The 21,556-nt window shown below is 68.1% G+C and carries 22 protein-coding genes; 8 read left to right on the top strand and 14 right to left on the bottom strand.

Annotated features, from left to right (window positions below; genetic code table 11):
* Positions 1-19: 19 nt before the first annotated feature.
* From AC1DY7_RS25110 to AC1DY7_RS25100, 3 genes are read right to left on the bottom strand one after another with little or no spacing between them, the layout of a single operon-like run.
* Complete coding sequence (locus AC1DY7_RS25110; protein ID WP_477496484.1) at positions 20-1,351, bottom strand: MFS transporter; 1,332 nt, start codon at positions 1,349-1,351, stop codon at positions 20-22.
* Positions 1,352-1,405: 54 nt separating this feature from the next.
* The gene (locus tag AC1DY7_RS25105) at positions 1,406-2,422 is read right to left on the bottom strand and encodes a phosphotransferase family protein (RefSeq protein WP_477496453.1); all 1,017 of its coding nucleotides are present in this window, start codon (positions 2,420-2,422) and stop codon (positions 1,406-1,408) included.
* Positions 2,416-3,546: an Rv3169 family protein gene (locus AC1DY7_RS25100; protein WP_477496452.1), complete on the bottom strand. Its 1,131-nt coding sequence runs from the start codon at positions 3,544-3,546 to the stop codon at positions 2,416-2,418. The genes AC1DY7_RS25105 and AC1DY7_RS25100 overlap by 7 nt, the downstream gene beginning before the upstream one ends.
* Positions 3,547-3,621: 75 nt before the next feature.
* Here AC1DY7_RS25100 and AC1DY7_RS25095 point away from each other — a divergent pair, with 75 nt between their 5' ends.
* A complete protein-coding gene (locus AC1DY7_RS25095; protein ID WP_477496451.1) occupies positions 3,622-4,176 on the top strand; it encodes a TetR/AcrR family transcriptional regulator in 555 nt (184 codons plus the stop codon).
* A gap of 9 nt (positions 4,177-4,185) precedes the next feature.
* On the opposite strand, the gene AC1DY7_RS25090 is transcribed toward AC1DY7_RS25095, so the two are convergent.
* Together AC1DY7_RS25090 and AC1DY7_RS25085 are read right to left on the bottom strand one after the other, a co-directional pair.
* On the bottom strand, positions 4,186-4,524 hold the full coding sequence (locus tag AC1DY7_RS25090) for a 4Fe-4S binding protein (RefSeq protein ID WP_477496450.1): 339 nt from the start codon (positions 4,522-4,524) through the stop codon (positions 4,186-4,188).
* The gene (locus tag AC1DY7_RS25085) at positions 4,521-6,107 is read right to left on the bottom strand and encodes an FAD-binding protein (RefSeq protein WP_477496449.1); all 1,587 of its coding nucleotides are present in this window, start codon (positions 6,105-6,107) and stop codon (positions 4,521-4,523) included. The genes AC1DY7_RS25090 and AC1DY7_RS25085 overlap by 4 nt, the downstream gene beginning before the upstream one ends.
* A gap of 144 nt (positions 6,108-6,251) precedes the next feature.
* Here AC1DY7_RS25085 and AC1DY7_RS25080 point away from each other — a divergent pair, with 144 nt between their 5' ends.
* The 6 genes from AC1DY7_RS25080 to AC1DY7_RS25055 all read left to right on the top strand — a co-directional run bounded on the left by AC1DY7_RS25080 (position 6,252) and on the right by AC1DY7_RS25055 (position 11,836).
* Positions 6,252-7,310, top strand: coding sequence for an ABC transporter substrate-binding protein (locus AC1DY7_RS25080; RefSeq protein ID WP_477496448.1), 1,059 nt, complete (start codon positions 6,252-6,254; stop codon positions 7,308-7,310).
* On the top strand, positions 7,288-8,001 hold the full coding sequence (locus AC1DY7_RS25075) for an IclR family transcriptional regulator (protein ID WP_477496447.1): 714 nt from the start codon (positions 7,288-7,290) through the stop codon (positions 7,999-8,001). The genes AC1DY7_RS25080 and AC1DY7_RS25075 overlap by 23 nt, the downstream gene beginning before the upstream one ends.
* Positions 8,002-8,064: 63 nt before the next feature.
* Positions 8,065-9,009 (top strand): TauD/TfdA dioxygenase family protein, encoded by a 945-nt coding sequence (locus tag AC1DY7_RS25070; protein ID WP_477496446.1) that lies wholly within the window; start codon positions 8,065-8,067, stop codon positions 9,007-9,009.
* A gap of 100 nt (positions 9,010-9,109) precedes the next feature.
* Positions 9,110-10,183, top strand: coding sequence for an ABC transporter substrate-binding protein (locus AC1DY7_RS25065; protein ID WP_477496445.1), 1,074 nt, complete (start codon positions 9,110-9,112; stop codon positions 10,181-10,183).
* On the top strand, positions 10,180-11,004 hold the full coding sequence (locus tag AC1DY7_RS25060) for an ABC transporter ATP-binding protein (protein ID WP_477496444.1): 825 nt from the start codon (positions 10,180-10,182) through the stop codon (positions 11,002-11,004). Before AC1DY7_RS25065 ends, AC1DY7_RS25060 begins: the two co-directional genes overlap by 4 nt.
* Positions 10,997-11,836, top strand: coding sequence for an ABC transporter permease (locus tag AC1DY7_RS25055; protein ID WP_477496443.1), 840 nt, complete (start codon positions 10,997-10,999; stop codon positions 11,834-11,836). The genes AC1DY7_RS25060 and AC1DY7_RS25055 overlap by 8 nt, the downstream gene beginning before the upstream one ends.
* A gap of 2 nt (positions 11,837-11,838) precedes the next feature.
* Here the strand turns inward: AC1DY7_RS25055 and AC1DY7_RS25050 are convergent, their stop codons facing one another.
* From AC1DY7_RS25050 to AC1DY7_RS25025, 6 genes are all read right to left on the bottom strand, one after another.
* Complete coding sequence (locus tag AC1DY7_RS25050; RefSeq protein WP_477496442.1) at positions 11,839-12,330, bottom strand: beta-class carbonic anhydrase; 492 nt, start codon at positions 12,328-12,330, stop codon at positions 11,839-11,841.
* Between the two features lie 119 nt (positions 12,331-12,449).
* Positions 12,450-14,399, bottom strand: coding sequence for an ArnT family glycosyltransferase (locus AC1DY7_RS25045; protein WP_477496441.1), 1,950 nt, complete (start codon positions 14,397-14,399; stop codon positions 12,450-12,452).
* Positions 14,400-14,425: 26 nt separating this feature from the next.
* On the bottom strand, positions 14,426-15,661 hold the full coding sequence (locus tag AC1DY7_RS25040) for a bifunctional glycosyltransferase family 2/GtrA family protein (RefSeq protein WP_477496440.1): 1,236 nt from the start codon (positions 15,659-15,661) through the stop codon (positions 14,426-14,428).
* A 47-nt stretch (positions 15,662-15,708) separates the two neighbouring features.
* Positions 15,709-17,538, bottom strand: a complete 1,830-nt coding sequence (locus AC1DY7_RS25035; RefSeq protein ID WP_477496439.1) for an ArnT family glycosyltransferase — start codon at positions 17,536-17,538, stop codon at positions 15,709-15,711.
* 23 nt (positions 17,539-17,561) lie between these two features.
* Positions 17,562-19,088 (bottom strand): sensor histidine kinase, encoded by a 1,527-nt coding sequence (locus AC1DY7_RS25030; RefSeq protein ID WP_477496438.1) that lies wholly within the window; start codon positions 19,086-19,088, stop codon positions 17,562-17,564.
* Positions 19,089-19,131: 43 nt separating this feature from the next.
* A complete protein-coding gene (locus AC1DY7_RS25025; RefSeq protein ID WP_477496483.1) occupies positions 19,132-19,836 on the bottom strand; it encodes a response regulator transcription factor in 705 nt (234 codons plus the stop codon).
* Positions 19,837-20,077: 241 nt separating this feature from the next.
* Between AC1DY7_RS25025 and AC1DY7_RS25020 the strand changes: the two genes are divergently transcribed.
* Complete coding sequence (locus tag AC1DY7_RS25020; RefSeq protein WP_477496437.1) at positions 20,078-20,578, top strand: hypothetical protein; 501 nt, start codon at positions 20,078-20,080, stop codon at positions 20,576-20,578.
* On the opposite strand, the gene AC1DY7_RS25015 is transcribed toward AC1DY7_RS25020, so the two are convergent.
* The 3 genes from AC1DY7_RS25015 to AC1DY7_RS25005 all read right to left on the bottom strand — a co-directional run bounded on the left by AC1DY7_RS25015 (position 20,575) and on the right by AC1DY7_RS25005 (position 21,527).
* Positions 20,575-20,826 carry a hypothetical protein gene (locus AC1DY7_RS25015; RefSeq protein WP_477496436.1) on the bottom strand — a complete coding sequence of 84 codons (252 nt, stop codon included), beginning with the start codon at positions 20,824-20,826 and terminating at the stop codon, positions 20,575-20,577. The two genes, AC1DY7_RS25020 and AC1DY7_RS25015, sit on opposite strands and share 4 nt — an antisense overlap.
* 45 nt (positions 20,827-20,871) lie before the next feature.
* Positions 20,872-21,105: a hypothetical protein gene (locus AC1DY7_RS25010; protein WP_477496435.1), complete on the bottom strand. Its 234-nt coding sequence runs from the start codon at positions 21,103-21,105 to the stop codon at positions 20,872-20,874.
* A gap of 200 nt (positions 21,106-21,305) precedes the next feature.
* On the bottom strand, positions 21,306-21,527 hold the full coding sequence (locus tag AC1DY7_RS25005; RefSeq protein WP_477496434.1) for a hypothetical protein: 222 nt from the start codon (positions 21,525-21,527) through the stop codon (positions 21,306-21,308).
* Between the last annotated feature and the right edge of the window lie 29 nt (positions 21,528-21,556).

Genomic DNA, 21,556 nt, shown 5'->3' with positions numbered 1-21,556 from the left:
TGGTGTCAACGTCCGGTCTCTAGCGGGCGCCGCTGACGTGCGACCCGGCGTTGCCCGGCAGCCGCAGCGACTCCACAAGCGTCACCGCCATCACGGCGCCGAACACCAGGAACGTCAGCGAATAGGACGCCAGCTGGCTCAGCAACAGCGCCGCCAACGCGATGCCGAGGCCGGCCGCCAGTTCCTGGACCGCGGCGTTGAGCGTGTTGGCGTGGGTGAGGTCGTCGCCGTCGACGTCGGAGAACGCCAGACTGTTGTACGCCGTGAACCCGACCGACCGCAGCGCGCCGCTGAGGTAGAGCACCGCCGCGATGAGCAGCACCGGCATGCCGGGCCGGAAGGCTGCCAGCAGACCGAAACAGCCGACCGAGGCGATCCCGTTGACCACCAGCACCGTGCGGATGCCGAACCGGCGCATCAGCGGGGTGGTCGCCGGTTTGATGGTGAGGTTGCCCGCGAACAGGGCGGCCACCATCAGGCCCGCCGCGAACGGCGTCCACCCGAACTCCAGCTGAAACTGCAGCGGCAACAGGAACGGCACCGCCGTGATCACCATCCGGTACAGCGATCCGGCCGACACGGTGATCCGCAGGGTGCGCACCTTCAGCACGCGCAATGCCACCAACGGCGCCGAGGTGCGCAGCAGATGCCACACGGCCGCCACCATCAGCACCAGCGCGGCCACACCGCACGCACCGACCAGCAGCCAATCGGTGCCGCTGACCCGGATGTGTTCCAGGGCGATCAGCGTCGCGGCGATCCCACCGCCCAGCGCCACGATGCCCCGCCAGTCCAACGGGGTGCGCTCCGGTGCGGGGGCACCGCGAATGAGCTTGAGCGCCAGCAGGAATCCGACGATGCCCAGCGGGATGTTGACCAGGAAGATCCAGCGCCAACTGCCGACCGTGGCGATGGCTCCGCCGAGCACCGGCGCCAGCACCGGTGCCGCGAGCGCCGGCCAGGTCAGGAGCGCGATCGCCCGCACCAGGTCGGCCTTGCCGCTGAACCGCAGCACCGCCAGCCGCCCGACCGGCACCATCATGGCGCCGCCGATCCCCTGGGCGATGCGCATCCCGACCAGCATGGGCAGCGACACGCTGAGCGCGCAGCCCACCGAGGCCAGGGTGAACACCGCGATGGCGGCGAGGAACACCCGCCTGATGCCGAAGCGGTCAGCCATCCACCCGCTGGCCGGGATCAGCACGGCGACGGTGACGAGGTAGGCGGTGATCGCGACGTTGACGTCGACGGGTGCGACGCCGAACTGGGCGGCCATCACGGGGATCGCCGGGGTCAGGATGCTGGCGTCCAGGATCTCCATGAAGAAGGCACCGGCGACCAGCAGGGCCATCTTCCTGGGGAACGGCGGATTGTCAGGAGCGCCCACACTGCAAATGTAGTGAGTTCAGCTGTTTAGGACAAAGTCGATCCTGCGCGCGCAGATGTCGGCGAGGTCCACACCGGGAATGTCGAATCGACGGTTCAGCCGCACCAGGGCCACGGCCAGCAGCAGCGGAGCGGTGACGTCGGTGAAGGCGAGGTTGCCGACCCGGTGCCCGACGGCTCGTTCGTAGCGGTCGACGGTCTCCTCGCGAGTCGGCGTGCCCGGCGCGGCGGCATTGCCCGGCAGCGGGCTGCTGACCCAGTCCGTCATCAGCAGCCAACTGATGTCGGCGGACTGGTCGCCGAGGTAGGCGATCTCCCAGTCGAGCGCCGCCTTGGGCGTGAGGTCGGGCCGGTACAGCACGTTCGACATCCGGGCGTCGCCCCAGCACAGGCCCACCCGTTCCGGCGCGTAGGTATGAGCGTCCAGCCAGTCCAGCGCGCGGGTGAAGGTCGGGTGCAACGGTTTGTCGGCGTAGGCCCACCCCAATGCGTAGCGCAGGAAGCCGGTGAGCGATGCGGGTCCGGACACGCCCAGGAAGCCCAGCCGGCGGGCATGGACGTCGACGCGGTGCACGGCGGCGATCATGTCGACGCAGCCGTTCCACAAGGTCGCGCGGCCGGCGTCATCGGTGTCGGCGAAGATGCCTGCCCCGTGATAGGGCGGCACATCGCTGACGCCGACCACGTCATCGATGCGGTCCATCACCAGATACGGGGTCCCCACGGCGTCGCCGGACGGGTCTATCCAGCGCACCGTGGGCACCGGAACCGCAGAACTTGCCAGCCGCTGCATCACCAGGTACTGCCGCCGCAGGTCGTAGTCCGGGAGGATCTGGAATTCAGGTGGGCGGCGGAACACCAGGCCCAGCGTCGAGCCGTCGTCGAGACCAGTGACGTCGAAAAGGTAGGTCTCGGTGGAGAATCCGCCCGGGCTCGGTGCCCAATTGAGCACTCTCGCATCGGCCGCACCGGGGATGTGCTGCCGCACAAGCGCTTCCAGTGTGGCGGGTAGGTCCTCGACCAGCGCCCTCACCATCCCGTGTATCCGTACCGGGGGTAGGCACCGACGAATACCATCTCCACCAGTCCGTATCCGGTCTTGAGCGGCTCACCCGCCTCGGTCATCCGCACCTGACACAGCGTCTCGGACAGGAAGCTGACGGGCCTGATGACATCCAGATTCGTCGTGTCGGCGGCGAACCCGTCCAGGAAATCCGTTCCGCGCCAATGCCCGGACGCATAGCTGTTCACCTCCATGTAGCCGGCCAGACCGGGCCAGAAGTCGGTGATCGGGCTGACCTCGATGAGGCTGGTGGTGCGGTCGCCGCGGTGCACGGTGAAGGTGCCGCCGCTGATCACCCGCAGATCATCGCGGAACGTCAGTTCGTGCTCGACGTCGATGATGGCGGCCGCCGGACGCTGCGACTCGATGGGATAGAGGATCTCGCCCTCGAACTGCCAGCGCTCCCCCGTGCTGGTCTCGCGCTGCGCGAAATGCACCAGCTCGTCCTCGAATTCGAAGATGCCCATGTAATACAAGGTGCCGTCCGGAATTTCCGGGGGTTGCAGATTCGCGCCCTCGGTCAGGCTGCCACCGCCCGGCCCGTTACGCACACCCCAGGAATGGTCCCGCCCGAACCACCACCGCTGCGGGTCGATCTCGATGCGTTCGCCGTCGATCTCGATCCAGCCCTCCAGTTCACCGTTCTGGTAGAACCGGCGCGCGTCCTCGCTGACCCGGCCACGGCTGCGATGAAACGCCGCTGTCTGTTCGTAGGCGGGGAACTGGCCGCGCAGCCGCAGATCCAGGCTGACGCCTTGGTCGTTGGGCGCCAGTTGGGCTCGCACCGTGCGCAGTGGCTCTTCGATCGAGTAGGTGAACGGCCCGACGGAATAGGTTCCGAGAGAACCGGTTTGCGGGTTCAGTTCGGTCGACATCCGCACCACCCTGGCCTCGCCGCCGCGCCGGGTGATCATCGCGTAGGCATCGGTGACGTTGCGGTTCGGGTAGCGCGCCAGGCCCGTCATCACGTTGATGTCTCCCGAGCGATCGAACCCGTACATGACGATGCGTTCCGTCCAGCGCAGGTCCGACTGCGCGACGTGATCGAACGTGGTGGGCAGTTGATGACAGAGCAGTTCATCGTGCGGAGTGAGCATCGCCAAGCCTTCCCGGGTAATTACGTTATACCGCGTAACGTAACAGGCTGTTCCGGAAAGGGCTAGGTTTTGGGCATGACAAGCGCAGCGGGCCGCCCGCGCGACCCGGCCAAGGACGTGGCCGTGCTGCAGGCGACGCGCGAGCTCCTGGTCGAGGAGGGGTATCAGGGCACCACCATGGTGGCCATCGCCAAACGGGCCGGGGTCGGCGCACCGACGTTGTACCGGCGCTGGCCGACGAAAGAGGCGTTGGTGGAGGACGCCGCGTTCGGCCACACCGACCCGGTCCCGGTGCCCACCACCACCGGTGACCTGTACACCGATCTGCGCGGCTGGGTCGCGATGTTCCTGGGCTGGCTGGCCGATCCGGTGCCGCGCGCGGCACTGCCGGGTCTGCTCACGGCCTACCACCGCGACGACTCGATCTACGAGCGACTGGTGTTGCGCGCCGAGTCCGATGTGCGCGTGCTGATGACCGACCTGATCGGCGACGCCGAGCGCGCGGACACCCTGTTCGACTTCCTGGTCGCCACCACCGTCGTCCGGGCGATGACCCGCGGCCTCACCGACCACGAGGCCTTCTGCGACCGCACGGCCGCCGCGCTCACCGCGCTGGCCCGCGCCGGATGATCCCCTGGGTCAGGAGATCAGCGGCTCGGCGCCGGCTTCCAGCGCAGGGCCGATCGCGTTCCGCGCGCCCGGCGCGCGGCCCTTGCCCCAGCCGATCCGCTCCCGATAGCTGCCGAGCAGCCCCGCAGTCACCAAGGCCTCCTCCTCCACCTCGGCGGGGGTGACGAGCGGAGAGACGAACAAGGCGTCGACGGGGCAGTTGGCCTCGCACTGGAAGCATGTCTGGCAATCACTGTGCCGGCCGATCAGCGGCACACCGCCCGGCCCGCGATCGAAGACATTCGTCGGGCACACCTCGATGCACTTGTCGCACGCGATGCACCGTTGCGCCGACACCAGTTCGATCACGATGCCACCTCGAGCGCCCGGGTCGTTTCGGGCCGCACCCAGATGTCGTCCAGCCCTCCGGTGAGGAGCCGATGGTGCTGGCCGGGATCCTGGTCCGGGAAGTCCAGACGCTTCGCCATGCCTCGGGTCTCGTTGCGCGCCAATGCCGTCCGGTACATCCACCGGGCGTGCGCGGTCATCGCCGCCGCCTGCCTGTTGCGCACCAGCTGCTCGCCGGACCCGGCCAACGACGCGGTCACGTCGGCCCAGACAGCGTCGAGCACGTCCAGCGCGGTGGCCAGCACCGGTCCGCGGCGCAGGTAGTTCTTGTCATAGGGCAGCACCTCGGCCTGCACTGCGGCGACCACCCCCGCGTGGTCCCCGGACACGTGGGCGGTGCGCGGCCGGATGCCTGCACCGCCGATGCCGGTCACCCGGCGGGCCGACGCCCCCGCGCCGAGCGCACGTGCGAACCGCGCCGCACCCTGCCCCGCCCAGTTGCCCGACGAGATCGCCCATGCGGCATTGTGACTGCCGCCGCCACTGAAGCCGCCGCAGATCAACTCGCGGGTGGCCGCATCCCCTGCGGCGTACAGCCCGGGCACCGTGGTGGCGCAGTCGTCGCCGACGATGCGGATTCCGCCGGTACCGCGCACCGTGCCCTCGCCGAGGAGTGTCACGGCGAACTTCTGGGTGAAGGGGTCGATACCCATCCGGTCGAACGTGAGGAAGAAGTTCGGCTGCGCGCGCCGCATTGCCTGTTGGCTCGGGATGTCGGCCTTGTCCAGTTGGCAGAAAACCTTACCGCGCAACAGCTCCGCAGCGATCGGCGAACGCTGGCGCCCGCTGGCACCTTCCAGCACCGAACCGTCTTCCCGGTAGAAGGTGGCAAAGTGGTAGAAGGCCGTCTTGGTGACCGACGTGCCCGCCGGGGCGATTCCGTAGGCATTGGAGAATTCCATCCCCGAGAGTTCGGCGCCGGCCTCCACCGCGAACAGCGTGCCGTCGCCCGTATTCACATCGCAGCCAAGCGCTTTGGATTGGAACGCGCAGCCGCCGGTGGCCAGCACCACCGCGCCGGCCCGCACCCGGTACGCCCGCTGGACCTGACGCCGGTAGCCCGCCGCACCGGCCGCCGCACCGTCGGCAGCCACCAGCAGTTCCGTGACGGGACTGTGGTCCAGGATCCGGACCCCGGCGCGGCGCAACAGGATCCGCATCCGGCGCATGTACTCGGGCCCCTGCAGGCCGCCGCGCAACTGCACACCGTCAGCACCCACCGGGAACGGAAACCGGGCCGCATCGGCGAATTCGTTGATGCGGTGGTAGGTCTCGTCGAGTACCCTCGCCGCCCMCCGGTGGTCGGCGAGGTAGCCGCCCAGGGCGTCGCGGCTGGCGATCGCGTCCGCACGGGCCGAAGCGTCCGGCGGGACGTACCAGACACCGGTGCCCGCCGATGCGGTCGCACCGCTGGTGCCGCAATAGCCCTTGTCCGCCAGGACGACATCCGCGCCACCGGCAGCCGCCCGCAAGGCGGCCCAACAGGCGGCGGGGCCACCTCCCGCGACGAATACGTCGGCGGTCACCTCGTCGATCTCATCCACGTCGAAACCCCCTGAGCGCAGCCATGTTCGGTCTACGGTAACCACGCCGGAAGCAAATCCACCACGGCTGCGATCGCGCCGAGTAATAATCGCGCGGGTGCCGAACTGTTGTTGCGGAGCCGTCTGCTGGGCAACATCACAGGAATGAGGCCACGTCTGTCAGCCCTGTTGATCTCGGTCCTGGCGGTGGTGGCCCTGGTGTCGGGATGCGGGTCGTCATCGCAGAAAGCGGTGGTCGAGGACGGTAAGAGCATCATCCGCTACCAGGGCTGGGCCAGCCAGGTCACCTATCCCGAACTGGCCGAGAATCTGGGTTATTTCCAGAAGATCAAGCTGAAGTGGGTCGGCAACACCACCAGCGGCCCGCAGGACATCCAGTCCGCCGCGACCGGGGACACCGATTTCGGCGGTGCCTTCAACGGCGCGGTGGTCAAGCTGGCCGCCGCCGGCTCCCCCATCACCTCGATCATCGGCTACTACGGATCGGACAAGGAGAACTTCACCGGGTACTACGTGCGGGATGACAGTCCCATCCGCACTGCGCGCGATCTGCTCGGAAAGAAGTTCGGGATGAACACCCTGGGCGCGCACCAGGAGTTTGTCATGCGCGAATGGCTGGCCCGCCAGGGCCTGTCCAACGACGACATCAAGAACGTAGAGCTGACGGTCGTCCCACCGGTGAACGCCGAACAGGCGCTGCGACAGGGCAATATCGACGCAGTCGCACTCAACGACATCTGGCGCGACCGTGCGCTGGCACGCGGTGGGCTGCGCCCGTTGTTCACCGACGGGTCCCTGTTCGGCGATTTCACCTACGGCACATATGTCGTACGCAACGACTTCCTGGCTGCCAACGCCGACGCCGTCGCCGACCTCACCCAGGGCACCGCCCGCGCCATCCGCTGGGCGCAGGTCAGCACGCGCGATCAGGTGATCGCCAAGTTCAAGCAGATCATCGGCGCTCGGGGCCGCAACGAGAGTGCCGACAACGCCGACTACTGGAAGAGCACCGGCGTCGCCGAACCCGGCGGCGTGATCACCGAACAATCGCTGCAGCTCTGGATCGACTGGCTGGTCCGAAACGGTGAGCTTCAGCAAGGCAAGTTGCAGGCGAAAGACTTGTACACCAACAAGTTCAACCCGTACTCCAACGGCACCTATCCCGCCGCGGCAGGTCCCGATGGCCAGGCCGTCGTCCGCTGACCGGCCGCCGGGCCCCCAGGTCCTGCACCGCGCCATCGCCATCCTGACCGCGGTCGGGGACGCCGAGCCCGGCATCTCGCTCACCTCGCTGGCCGCCAGAACCGGGTTGCCCCTGAGCACCGCCTATCGACTCGCGCAGGCGCTGCTGCACGACGGACTGCTGGAACGCGCGGGCGACGACGAGCACTACCGCGTCGGGTCCGCACTCGTCGCGCTGGCCGCCCCGGCCGCACACCGGCTCAACGTAGCGGCCCTGACCCCGCACCTGTACGCGCTGGCCGGGGACATCGAGATCACCGCGAGCTTCGGCCTGGCCGAGACCGACGACATCGTGACCATGTGCACGGCGCGACCGGCGCGCCGATTCTGCACGAACCAGCTCCCGGGAGCCCGACAACCGCTGGCGCACAGCGCGATGGGCATGGCGGTCGGGGCTTTCACCCGCGGACAGGGCTGGTCGGTACTGGAGCAGGTGCGCCGGCGCGGGTATGCCGACGCGACCGGCAGTCAGGGCCATCATGTACGCGCCATCGCGGTACCGGTGTTCGACGGCAACGGGCGGGCCTGGGGTGCGGTCGGCGTGCAGGCGTTGCGGCGCAGACTCACCGACGACCTGATCCGCGAGATCCTGCCTGTCATGCAGCGCCATGCGCAGCGCATCGGCACGAGCCGGGACATAACCTCATCCTGAGTCTCTTTCGCATGGTGAAAGCCGCCTTCCCGGGCTCGCCGTGGCGCGCCACCATGGACAACCATGACCATCGCTATCGAAAAGCACACTCCAGCAGCACAAACCGTGACCTTCACCCCGGTGGCCGGCCACATCGGCGCCGAGGTGAGCGGGCTCGACCTGCAGACCGGCCTGAGCGCCGAACAGGTGGGCGCCGTGCGGGCCGCGCTGCACCGGTTCAAAGTGCTGTTCTTCCACGACCAGCAGATCGGGCACGCCGAGCAGATCGCGTTCAGCGCGCACTTCGGCGCGGTCACCCCGTCGCATCCCTACGACGACGAAGCGCCGGAAGGTTTCCCGCAGATCCTGGCGGTGGACAGCCGCAAGTACGCGCGGAAGTTCGGCCGGGCCCGCTACAGCTATGACAACAAGTGGCACACCGATGTGACCGCACTGGTCAACCCGCCCGCCGCGACAGTCCTGCGCGCCGAGATCGTTCCGGAGCAGGGCGGGGATACCCACTGGACGAATCTCGTTGCGGCGTACGAAGGCCTACCCGATCCGCTCCAGCGGCTTGCCGACGAGTTGCGCGCCGAACACCGATTCGGTGGCCGCCATCCGCAGTGGTCCTCGGACAGCAGCTACGGCGAGAAGACCCGGTCCAATCCGATCGTCACCGAGCATCCGGTGGTGCGGGTGCATCCCGTCACCGGTGAGCGTGCACTGTTCGTCACTCCGGGGTTCACCGCGCGCATCGTCGGGCTGTCGCCCTCACACAGCGACCGACTGCTCGATCTGTTCTTCGATCAGGTGACCAACCCGGCCTACACGGTCCGGCTGCGCTGGCGTCCGGGCACCATCGCGTTCTGGGACAACCGAGCCACCGCGCATCTGGCCCCGACAGATCTGGACGACATCGAGACCACCCGCGTGCTGTACCGCACCACGTTGGAAGGCGACATCCCGGTCGGTCCGGACGGTCTGGAATCGCTATCGCTGGCAGGCAGCGCATTTCACGGCGAGAAGTAATCCGTGACTTTGTATTCCGGAAGATGGTAAAGGTTCCGGCGGCCCGCCGCGTGATGCCACGATCAGGGTATCGACAGGCGATCGCCAGGGGGCTGACGAAGTGAAGCATGAACGTGGAGCGGCAGCGGCGGCCTGGGGGGCCGTCGCTGCCGTCGTCTTGACCGTGCTGTCCGCGTGCGGGTCGTCAGGTGATGCGGCCCGAACCGAGGACGGCAAGACCGTACTGCGGTACCAGGGTTCGACCGGCGAGGTCACCCTGCCTGAGTTGGCCGAGAACCTCGGTTACTACAGCAAGGTGAAGTTGGAGTGGGTCGGCGACACCACGAGCGGACCTCAGGATATCCAGTCCGCAGCCACGGGCGATGTCGAGTTCGGCTCGGCATTCAACGGCGCCGTGGTCAAATTGGATGCCGCCGGCGCCAACATCACCTCGGTACTGAGCTCCTATGGCGCCGACGAGGGTGAATACACCGGGTATTACGTGCTGGAGAACAGCCCGATCCGCAGTGCCCGCGACCTCATCGACAAGAAGGTCGCGATGAACACCCTTGGCGCTCATCATGAATTCCTGACCCGGGAATGGCTGGCCAAGGAAGGTCTCTCCAACGACGAGATCAAGACGGTCGCCCTGACGGTGGTGCCGCCGGTCAACACCGAACAGGCACTGCGCGACGGGCAGGTCGAGGTGGCCGCACTCAACGGCATCTACCGCGAGACCGCGCTCAAGCGGGGTGGTATCCGGCCACTGTTCACCGATAAATCGCTGTTCGGCGCGTTCAGCTACGGCACCTACGTGCTGCGCAAGGACTTCATCGCCGAGAATCCGGATGCCACGCGGGATTTCGTGCAGGGCACGGCGCGGGCCATCCGGTGGGCCCAGGTGACTCCGCGTGACGTCGTACTGGCGAGATTCCGGGACATCATCGACAATCGGCACCGCAACGAGGACACCAAGTCCATCGAGTACTTCCGTAGCTTCGGCGTCCCGGTACCCGGCGGGGTCGTCGCCGAACGCGAACTCCAGACCTGGATCGACTGGCTGGTCCGCAACGGCGAATTGCAGCCGGGCAAGCTCGAGGCAAAGAACCTGTACACCAACGAATTCAATCCGTACGCCAACGGCACCTACGCCCAGAGCAGCGGACCCGACGGACAGGCGCTGGCACAGAAATGACCGAGCAACCGAAGTTGAGCCTTCAGCACGTCACCAAACAGTTCCCCATCCGTGGCCAGCACACCCCGTTCACCGCGATCGAGGACATCACAATCGACCTGGCCGCCGGTGAGTTCCTGGTACTGGTCGGCCCCAGCGGCTGCGGCAAGTCCACGCTGCTGGATCTGCTCGGCGGGCTGACCACACCGACCTCGGGTGACATCCTGCTCGACGGCACCCCGATCACCGGCCCTGGCCTGGATCGCGGCATCGTCTTCCAACAGTACGCGCTGCTGCCGTGGCGCACCGCCCGCAAGAACATCGAGTTCGGCCTGGAGGCAAAGGGACTGCGATCCGCGGAGCGCCGCGCACGGGCGGAGCATTATCTGGAGCTCGTGGGCCTCGGCAGCTTCGGGGACCGCTACCCCCACGAACTCTCGGGCGGGATGAAGCAGCGGGTCGCGATCGCCCGCAGCCTGGCTTTCGACCCCGAAGTGCTGCTCATGGACGAACCGTTCGCCGCACTCGACGCCCAGACCCGGGAATCGCTGCAGGATGAACTGCTGCGGATCTGGAGGACCACCGGCAAGACCATTCTGTTCATCACCCACGGCATCGACGAGGCCATCTACCTCGGGCAGCGCGTCGCGGTGCTGACGTCGCGGCCGGGCCGGATCAAGAACATCGTCGACATCGACATCGACCGCCATGTCGAGGACGTCAGGTCAGACGAAGGGTTCCGGGCCCTGCGGCATCACGTGTGGTCGCTGCTGCACGACGAGGTCGAGCGGGCCCGCTCGTTGGAGCTCGCCACCACATCCACCGAGGTACAACATGTCTAGCGCCCTGACCACCCCGGCACCGCAGGCGACGCTCGCCGTCCCGGCCCCCGTCTCGGCACCCCCGACTCGCCGACGACTGACATCCCTGGCATGGGCCATCGCCAAACCCGCGGTGGCCATCCTGGCGTTTCTCGCCGTATGGGAGACCGCGCCGCGAATCGGTCTGGTGGACAAGGTGTTCCTGCCCCCCTTCAGCGAAGTCGCGCAGACATTCGTCGAATTGGTCGGCAACGGCCAGCTCGCCGAGCATGTATCGGCCAGCCTGTCGCGGGCACTCGTCGGTTTCGCCATCGCTGTCGTGGTGTCGATCCCGTTGGGTGTGGCCATCGCCTGGTACAAGCCGGTCGCCGATTTCCTGAACCCGATCCTGGAGCTGTTCCGCAACACCGCCGCGCTGGCGCTGCTGCCGGTGTTCATCCTGATCCTCGGCATCGGTGAGACGTCCAAGATCGCCTTGGTGGTGTACGCCTCGGCGTTTCCCATACTGCTGAACACCATTTCGGGCGTGCGCACCGTCGATCCGCTACTGATCCGGTCGGCACGTTCTCTGGGCCTGTCACCGATCCGGCTGTTCCAGAAAGTGATCCTGCCGGCATCGGTGCCCACCATCTTCACCGGTCTGCGGATGGCGGCCGCGTCGTCGATCCTGGTGCTCATCGCCGCCGAGATGGTCGGCGCGAAGGCTGGTCTGGGCTACCTCATCACGGCCGCTCAGTTGAACTTCCAGATACCCAACATGTATGCGGGAATCGTCACCATCGCCTTGGTGGGCCTGGCGTTCAACGGTGTGCTCGTGGCGATCGAGCGCCGGCTGTCGCGCTGGCGGGCCTGAACCTAGAGCGTGACCTCATCGAGCCGGCCCGTGGCCACGTCGAAGATGAACCCGCGCAGCGATTCGTGTTTGGTGACGAACGGGCTGGCCTCGATCCGGCGCAGGGACTGCCGCACGTCCTCGGCCAGATCGGAGAATGCTTCGGCCGCCCACTCCGGCTTGATGCCGACCTCGTCCTGGATGCCGCGCTTGAAGTCGTCATCGGTGAAGGTCAGCATGCCGCAGTCGGTGTGGTGGATCAGGATGATCTCGGTGGTGCCGAGCAGGCGCTGGCTGATGGCCAGTGACCGGATCTCGTCATCGGTGACCACACCGCCGGCATTGCGGATGACGTGCGCCTCGCCGTCGCCCAATCCGAGGATGCGGTAGACGTCCAGACGAGCGTCCATGCAGGCGAGCACGGCGACATGCTTGCTCGGCGGTAGCGGGAGCGGCCCAGTGAAGGTCTTGGCGTATTCCTCGTTGTTGGCCAGCAACTCATCGGTGACAGACATGTGCCGGACGCTAACAAGTGACGGCGCGGCGCGCATCGGTCGAAATCACGGTGAATCTGCGACTTATGGAGCGGCAGCCGTAATGAGTACGGTTGCCGCTCCACAAATCGCACGTGTGTCTAGGTGAGGGGTTTGCTCAGGTCGTAGACCGTCGTGCCACCCACATCCATCTTGGTGTAGTGCTGCTGGACCCACGCCGTGATCTGTGCGCCCGAGCTGTCCTTGTCCGAACCCGGGCCACCATGCCCGCCCGGTCCGCGATCGTTGGCGTAGAAGTACCGCACCTGGCCGTCGGCCACGTAGTGCTGGAACTGCACCAGCGTCGGCGAGTCGTCGCCGCCGGCGAATCCGCCGATGGACATGATCGAGGCTCCGGTCTTCAACTCCAGGTTGCTCGCCCCCATGGAGCCGATCGTCGCTGCGGCCCAACGGTTATCGAGCCCGGTGATCAGTGTTGCCAGCGCTCCGTCGTCACCCTGCTTGTCCCAGCCACCGGGCGGACCGAAGCCCCCACCACCGGCGCGGGCCGGACCCGAGCTCGGCATCGGACCACCGGAGTGCCCGTTGGCGACCGTCGAGATCGCGTACGCCGCGCTGCCCGCGAACCCGAAGAGCAGTGCCGCCGCGGCCACCACGAGGGTGGCCTTGCCCAGCTTGTACGCGCCCACCGCGAGGACCGCGGCCAGCAGGACCGCGCCGACGAGGATGATCCAGCGCAGCGCGGGCCACCATTCCGGCGTGCGGTTGAGCAGGATGAACGTCCACGCCCCGGTGCCCGCCAGCATGACGGCCAGCACCACCCGCGGCACCAGGAACTGACGCCCCTGCCACAGCTCGGCCACCGAGATACCCAGCAGCGCGGCCACCGCGGGGGCCAGTGCCACCGCGTAGTACGGATGCACGGTGCCGTCCATGTAGCTGAACACCGCGCCGGTGACGAACAGCCAACCGGCCCACAGGATGAGGCTGGCGCGCACCTTCCCGGTGCGCGGACTACGCCGGGTGAACCACAGACCGGCGGCCAGACCGATCAGCGCGGCAGGCAGCAGCCAGGACACCTCGGTACCCATGAAGTCGTTGAACAGCCTGCCGATTCCGGGCTCGCCGCCGAAGAACACATTGCGGCCACCTTCCCCACCCATGCCGCCGGGGGCGTGACCGCCACCGCCGCCGGGCTGGTTGTTACCGGTGATCCGCTGGATTCCGTTGTAGCCGAACGCAAGCTGCAGCAGGCTGTTGTCGGTGGAGCCGGCGATGTAGGGCCGCGCGTCGGCCGGCCACAGGCTGACCAGTGCGATGTACCAGCCTGCCGAGAACACCATCGACACCACACCGACGGCCACGGCCCCCGCGCGCTTTCCGAGGGTCGCCCCACCGGCGATCAGGAAAGCGATGCCCAGGCCGGGCAGCACCAGAAACGCCTGCAGCATCTTCGTCAGGAACGCGAACCCGACGGCGCAGCCCGTCAACGCCATCCACTTCGTCATGGCGCTTGCCGACGTGGTGCCGATCGCCCGTACCGTGCAGTACGCGGCGATGACCAACAGCAGCACCAGCAGCGAATCGGGGTTGTTGTAGCGGAACATCGACGCGGCCACCGGGGTCAGCGCCAGCGCGGCGCCGGCGATCAGGCCCGCACCCGGGCCGCTGCACCGGCGGACGGTGGCATAGAGCACGGCCACGGCGGCCACGCCCATCAGCGCCTGCGGCAGCAGCATGGTGAACTCGTTGAAGCCGAACAGCCGGCCGGACAGGCCCATCACCCACATCGCCGCGGGCGGCTTGTCGACCGTGATGGCATTGCCCGCGTCAAAGGACCCGAAGAACAGTGCTTTCCACGATTGGGTGCCGGCCTGGGCCGCGGCGGCGTAGTAGCTGTTGGCCCAGCCGTTGGAACCCAGGCCCCACAGGTAGAGCGCGGCGGTGGCGGTCAGCAGGGCCAGCAGGCCCGGCCGCTCCCAGCGCGCCTGCGTCTCGTCGCCGAGCACCCACCGGGCGGCCCGGCCGCGACCGGCCGCAGCCGGGGCGGCAGTGGCAGGTCGGGCCTGCCGGGAATCTGTCACAGTCATCTCAATCCTTCTGCGTAGCAGGGGTTCTAGGCGGCGCGGCGGGGGTGGAAGACCCAGCCGCGCAGCAGTACGAAGCGGACGGCGGTGGACACCAGGTTGGCCAGCACCAGGACGGTCAGTTCGACCAGCTTGTGCGGTTGTTCGACGAAGGCGTGCAGTCCGGCCAGCGACCCGCTGGTGATGGCCAGCGCGATACCGAACACGATCAGCCCCTCGAACTGATGCTTGGCCGCACCCGCACCCCCGCGTACCCCGAAGGTGAAGCGGCGATTGGCGGCGGTATTGGCGACCGCGGTGACCAGCAGTGCCACCAGGTTCGCGGCCTGGGCGCCGATGGAGCCGTGCAGCGCCATGAACAGCAGCAGGTAGGCGATGGTGGACGCGACGCCGATGGTGCCGAAGCGGACCACCTGGCGCAGCAGCGAGCGCGGCGCCGCCGCACGGCGTGAACCCAGTTGGGCGGCAATGGTGTTGATCGGGATGGCACCGTTGGCGAAGCCGCGAAGCAACCGGCCCACCCCCTTCAGGTCAGCGGTCGCGGTGGCGAGGATGTCCACCCGGCTGTCGGGGTCGTCGACCCAGTCCACCGGAACCTCATGGATGCGCAGGCCGGTCCGCTCGGCCAGCACCAGCAGCTCGGTGTCGAAGAACCAGCCGGTGTCCTCGACGTAGGGCAGCAGCTCGCGGGCCACGTCGGCACGGATCGCCTTGAATCCGCACTGCGCGTCGGAGAAGCCGGCCGCCAGGGTGGATTTCAGGATCAGGTTGTAGCAGCGGGAGATGATCTCGCGCTTGGGGCCGCGCACCACCCGGGCGTTGCGCGACAGCCGGGTGCCGATCGCGAGATCGGAATGTCCGGAGATCAGCGGGGCCACCAGAGGGGCCAGCGCCGCCAGGTCGGTGGACAGGTCGACGTCCATGTAGGCCAGCACCGGCGAATCCGAGCGCGACCACACATGGTGCAGCGCGCGGCCGCGGCCCTTCTGCTCGAGGCGCACCACCCGCACATCGTCGAGTTCTGCGGCCAGCTCGGCGGCGATCAGCGGGGTGTCGTCGACGCTGGCGTTGTCGGCGATGGTGATCCGCACGGGGAACGGGAAGTTCTCCTGCAGGTGCCGGTGCAGCCGGCGCACCGAGTTGGCCAGCGCGGCCTGTTCGTTGTACACCGGCACCGCCACGTCGACCACCGGAACGGCAAGCGAACGGGCGACCTGTACGGCGTTGGGCCGTGCGGCGAAGGCGATGTCTGTCATGACGTCCATATTTGGCTCGGGGAGTGTGTCGGCCGTTGGCGCAGGCTATGCGAAAGCTATGAATGCACGGGCGCGGTCAGGTCGTAGACCGTCACCCCGGCCACCGGCACCGCGGTGTAGTGGCTCTGCACCCAGGATGCGATGTCCGTGGCGTCCCGGCTGCCGCTGTTCTGGCCGCGCCAATTGCCCATCATCACGCCGTGGATGAAGTAGTGAATCTTCTTGTCCGCCAACAATTGCTGGAATTCCTGCACGGTCGGCGCGGGGTCGGTGCCGTTGAATCCGCCGACCGCGAGCACGGGCGATCCGGTGGCCAGCTGATAACCGGCGGCGTTGGTGGAGCCGACGGTGGCCGCCACCCACGTGTAGTCACCGGCGTTGGCGCTCAGTAACGCCGTCAGGGCCGGTTTCGGGGTGGGTGAGTCGAACGGGCCGCCGCTCCAGCCTCGCGCCGGCCCCACCGACGGGATCGCGCCGCTGTGCGGGCTTGCCGCGGTGGCGATCGAGTAGGCGCCCGGCCCGGCCAGACAGGCCACGACCGCCAGCGCCGCGGCGACACCGGCGACCGTCCGGGGCAGCCGGCCGGCCACCAGGATGAGCACGGCCGCTGCGATCCCCACCACTGCCACTGCCGCACGCAGCCACGGCATCAACTCGGCCTGCCTGCCCAGCAGCACCGCGGCCAGCACCACGGTGACGATCACCGTGCCGGCCAGGGCCGTCGCGCACCGCAGATCGGACCGCCTGCGCCACAACAGGTTCGCCCCGATCCCGACGCAGGCGGCGATGGCCGGAGCCAGCGCCACCGTGTAGTACGGGTGCAGGATGCCGTTGGCGTAGCTGAACACCACGGCCGTCACCAGCAGCCAACCGCCCCACAGGATCAGGGCGGCGCGGGTGGCGTCGGTGCGGGGGGCGCGGCGGGTCAGTATCAGCCCGGCGGCCAGGCAGATCACCGCCGCAGGCAGCAGCCACGCGATGTGGGTGCCCATCCCGGAACCCAGCAGCCGGTCCCAGCCGACGTCGTGGTTCAGGTTGCCCAGCCCGCCGACCTCGTCGCCGGTCAGCCGCCCCAGGCCGTTGTAGCCGAGCGCCAGTTCGATGATGCTGTTGTGCTGGGAGCCACCGATATACGGTCGCGCCGAGGCCGGCCACAGCTCGACCAGCAGCAGATACCAGCCGCCGGCCACCACCATCGCCAGCGCCCCCGCGCCCAGGCGCACGAGCCGGGTGCGCAGCGGAGCCGCCGCACAGATCAGGTACGCCGCGGCGAAGGCGGGCAGCACCAGGAAGGCCTGCAACATCTTGGCCAGGAAGGCGAATCCGACCGCCGCGCCGACCGCGACCATCCACCAGCGGCTGCTGCCGGGCTGGCATGCCCGTGTGACACCGTAGGCGCCGGCCACCAGCAGCAACACCAGCAGCGCGTCGGGATTGTTGAACCGGAAGATCAGCGCCGCCGCCGGGGTCAGTGCCAGCACCGTGCCGGCCAGCAGCGCCGCACCCGGCCCGCTCGCCCTGCGTACCACCGCGTACAGGACGCCCACCGCCGCTATTCCCTCCAGGGCCTGCGGCAGCATTACGCTCCACGGATGTAACCCGAAGAGTCGCACCGAGATATCCATCAGCCACAGCGCGGCGGGCGTCTTGTCGACGGTGATGGCGTTGGCGGCATCGCTGGACCCGAACAGCATGGCGGTCCAGTCGCTGGCACCGGCTTGCACGGCGGCCGAGTAGAAACTGTTGGCCCAGCCGCTGATCGACAGGTTCCACAGGTAGAGCACGGCGGTCCCCGCGAGCAGCACGGCCAACGCGGCCCGCTCCCCCACCACGATCCGGCGGGCGGTCGGCACGGGCACTGATACCTCAGGCAGTACGGCAGTCACCCAGTCGATCCTGGCAAGCCCCGCTACGTGGCGGTTTTGTCGCCGCTGTGCGTTGACTGTGACTCTCCTCGGGGCAAGGTGACGACGAACTTGGTGGCCCCCGGCACGCTGTCCAATTCGATGCGCCCACCATGCGCGCGGATCACCGCCGCCACGATCGCCAGGCCCAACCCGGTACTGCCCATCCGGCGCGACCGGGACGAATCCCCGCGCGCGAACCGTTCGAAGACTTCGGGCTGCAGCCGGGCCGGGATGCCCGGGCCGTCGTCGGCGACGGTCAGCCGCACCTCCCCGGCGGGCGTCACACCGAGTGAGGTGACCACCGACGTACCCGCCGGCGTGTGTGTACGGGCGTTGGCCAGCAGATTGGCCAGCACCTGGTGCAGCCGGGCATGGTCGCCGACGGTCAGCACCGGCTCGTCGGGCAGGTCGAGTGACCATTCGTGGTCCGGGCCGGTGGCATGCGCGTCGCTGACGGCATCGACCACCAGCTGCGACACATCGACCTGGGCGCGCTCCAGGGGGCGGCCCTCGTCCAGACGGGCCAACAGCAGCATGTCCTCCACCAGGGTGGTCATCCGTTGGGCTTCGGACTCCACCCGGCTCACCGCGTGGGCGACGTCGTCGGGCAGGTCGTCGTGCTTGCGCTGCGCGAGTTCGGTATATCCCCTGATCGCTGCCAGTGGCGTGCGCAGCTCATGGCTGGCGTCCGAGACGAATTGGCGCACCCGGGTCTCGCTGGCATGCCGGGCCGACAGCGCCCCGGCAATCCGGTCCAGCATCCGGTTGAGCGCCGTCCCGAGCTGGCCCACCTCGGTGTGCACGGTGGCAGGGTCGACGGCCACGATCGCGGTGGGCAGGTTGACCTCTCCGCGGTCCAGCTCCAGGTCGGCCACATCGCGGGCTGCCGCGGAAAGCCTTGACAGCGGAGCCAATTGGCGCCGGATGATCCAGATGCAGGCGATGATCGCGCCGGCCAGCGCGATGGCGGCAACGACGCAGAACATCGCCAGCACCCACAGCAGCGTGTCGTCGACGACGGTGGTGGGCAGGCCAACGACGATCACCCGACCGCTACGGTGCGCGTGCAGCGCGAGCACCCGATACGAGCCCAGTCCGTCCAGGTGCACCGCGACCGGTGTGCGGGTCGGCGGCACGGCGGCCAACTGTGCGGCCGCGGTCGAGCTGATGTCGGCGGTGGCGCCTTCGGAGGTGATCACCCCGGCGTCGAGCGACCCGTCGTGACCGATCACCATGCCGACGGTGCGGATGGCCTGGCCGGGTGCATTCAGAAACCCGGGACCGGGACCGGCCTCAGGGTCGAACCGGAACGACGGCGGCCCGCCGCGATGCTGCGGGCCATCCATCGGCAGACCAGGCCCGAACGGGGGCGGCGGCAGATCGACGATGCCCGCGGAACGCCGGCCGGCTTCCAAGAGTTGGGTGTCGAGTTGATGCATGAGAAAACGCTGCAGCGCGAACTCGGTGGCCACGCCGATGCCGACGCAGAGCAAGGCCAACAACGTGACCTGGGTGACCAGCAGCCGCATGCGCAGCGACCAGGTCCGTGGTGCCAGAACGCGGCTTCTCACCTCAGCGCGGGGGACGCAGCACGTACCCGGCGCCGCGCAGGGTGTGGATCATCGGCTCGCGGCCATTGTCGATCTTCTTGCGGAGGTAGGACACATACAGCTCGACGATATTGGACCGGCCACCGAAGTCGTAGCTCCACACGCGGTCCAGGATCTGTGCCTTGCTCAGCACCCGCTTGGCGTTGCGCATCATGAACCGCAGCAGCTCGAACTCCGTCGCCGTCAGCGAGATGGGGTCCCCGGCCCGGGTGACCTCGTGGCTGTCCTCGTCGAGCACCAGGTCGCCGACCACGATCTGGGCGCCTCCGGCCTCGTTGGCCACTCCAGTGCGGCGCAGCAGCGCGCGCAGCCGCAGCACGACTTCTTCCAGGCTGAACGGTTTGGTCACGTAGTCGTCGCCGCCGGCGGTGAGGCCGGCGATCCGGTCCTCGACCGAATCCTTGGCCGTCAGCAGCAGCAGGGGCAGGCCGGGCTGCTGATCGCGCAGCTTGCGCAGCACATCCAGGCCGCTCATGTCCGGCAGCATGACGTCGAGCACGACGACGTCCGGCGGGTTCTCCTTGGCGAGTTCGATGGCGCTCGCACCGTCGCCGGCGGTCTCGATATCCCAGCCCTCATAGCGCAGCGCCATGGACACCAGCTCGGCGAGCACCGGCTCGTCGTCGACGACGAGCACGTTGATGGGTTTGCCGTCCGCGCGCCGCATCACCACGCGCGACGGATCTGCGTCCGCCGCTGCCCTGTTGTTAGGCGCCGATCCGTGAGACATCCCGTTTGCCTGCCCATTCGCCAGCCCATTGGTCACCGTAGTCACGTCGTTCATTATTCAAACAAGTAGTAGGCAGGCACTGTGGCGTTCCTATGCGCAACCTATGAATCCGTCGGGTTCTGCCCACCACGTCGCGCCTCACAGCCTGCGCATAGCGGAAGCGGCCACAGTGTTGGTCATGAGCGATGACCAACAGACGTGGGGCCAACCTCAGGACAGTTCCTGGGGCAGGCGCGAGACCATCGCCGCGATCGGGGTGGCCGTCGTGATCGGCGTCCTGGGCGGCGGGGCCGTCTACGCGGCGACCGAAAGCGGCGGCCACGGTGGCGGATTCCCCGGCGGGCCCCCTTCCGGCGCGGGACCATTCGGCGGCGGTGGCCCGGGCCGTTCCGGCACAGGTCATGTCAGCCCGGACCCGGCGGCGCTGCACGGCGAGTTCGTGGTCCCCGACGGCAACGGCGGTTTCCAGACCGACATCGTCCAGGTCGGAACTGTCACCGCTGTGTCGGCGACGTCGATCACGGCCCGCAGCGATGACGGGTTCACCAGCACTTATGTCATCCCGCCCACCGCGGCCGACAGCGGCGCGCCGTTCGGCGTGAACGCGAAGGTGGACATCCGCGCGAACCGGTCGGGCGGCACGCAGACGATCACCACGATCGGAGCACCGGACCACTAGTGCGGAACGGCGAAGCCCGAGGGCGTGGTGAAGGTGACCGGCGGCGAGTACACGGTCGGCTCGGGCGATTGAACCGCGGTGGTCTCGGTGACCGTCTCCCCGATGGTGACCGGCGTGGTTGTGACAGGTCCGGGCGGCGCCGGGTCAGCCCGGCTCACCTCGCTGCCGGCGATGGACAGCACTCCCATCGCGAGGACTGCGCCGGCACCGGCGCCCGCGGACAACAGCTTGATCCTGGTGATATCCATGCCTGCGGGGTAGCCGAGAAGCCGCTTTGCGAAACCTGGGAACGGCTAACCCTGCGGGTCGGAGTTGGGCGCCTCCCCCGGATACAGCGGGACCTTGCCCCGGATCGCCGGGACCGCCATGGTGGTCGCCTCGACGGTCGGGACGGCCGAGGTGGTGGTCGCGGGCCCGCTCGCCGAGCCGGCGGCGGTAGCCTCCGGCGCAACCGAGGCCGCGATGATCCCGCACACGAACAGCGCGGCGGCAGCAATACAACCGATCAGTGTGAATGTCAGTCTCATACGTCCAAGGGAACGCCGCCGCGCTGGAAACGGGCTGCTTAGAGCTTATGAGGTACCTCGATATGTGCCCGCTGTGTATTTCCCCGTCGCTGCGCTCGCCCCAGGATATTTCCCCGTCGCTGCGCTCGCCCCAGGATCTTTCCCCGTCGCTGCGCTCGCCCCAGGATCTTTCCCCGTCGCTGCGCTCGCCCCAGGTGCCCTTACTTGGCGGGCCCCCTGATAGCCGGCACCGCCCGGGCCACGCCCGGCGCGGTCGGCGGGCTCGACTCCAGGGTCGTGGTGGCGCCGATCTGCATCGCGGGGGACGCCATAGGCGCGCCGTGGTGAGAGAACAGCGCACTCAATACGCCGATCGCCACGACGGCGCCCGCACCGAGAGCGGCGCCGAACATTTGAAGTTTCCTTGAAGCCGATGAGTCCATGCTGTGAGAGTGAAACCGAACACGCTGTG

The sequence above is a fragment of the Mycobacterium sp. P2_H7 genome (assembly GCF_056403275.1).
Note: the sequence above shows the minus strand (reverse complement) of the source record. Positions and strands in the feature narration are given on the sequence as shown.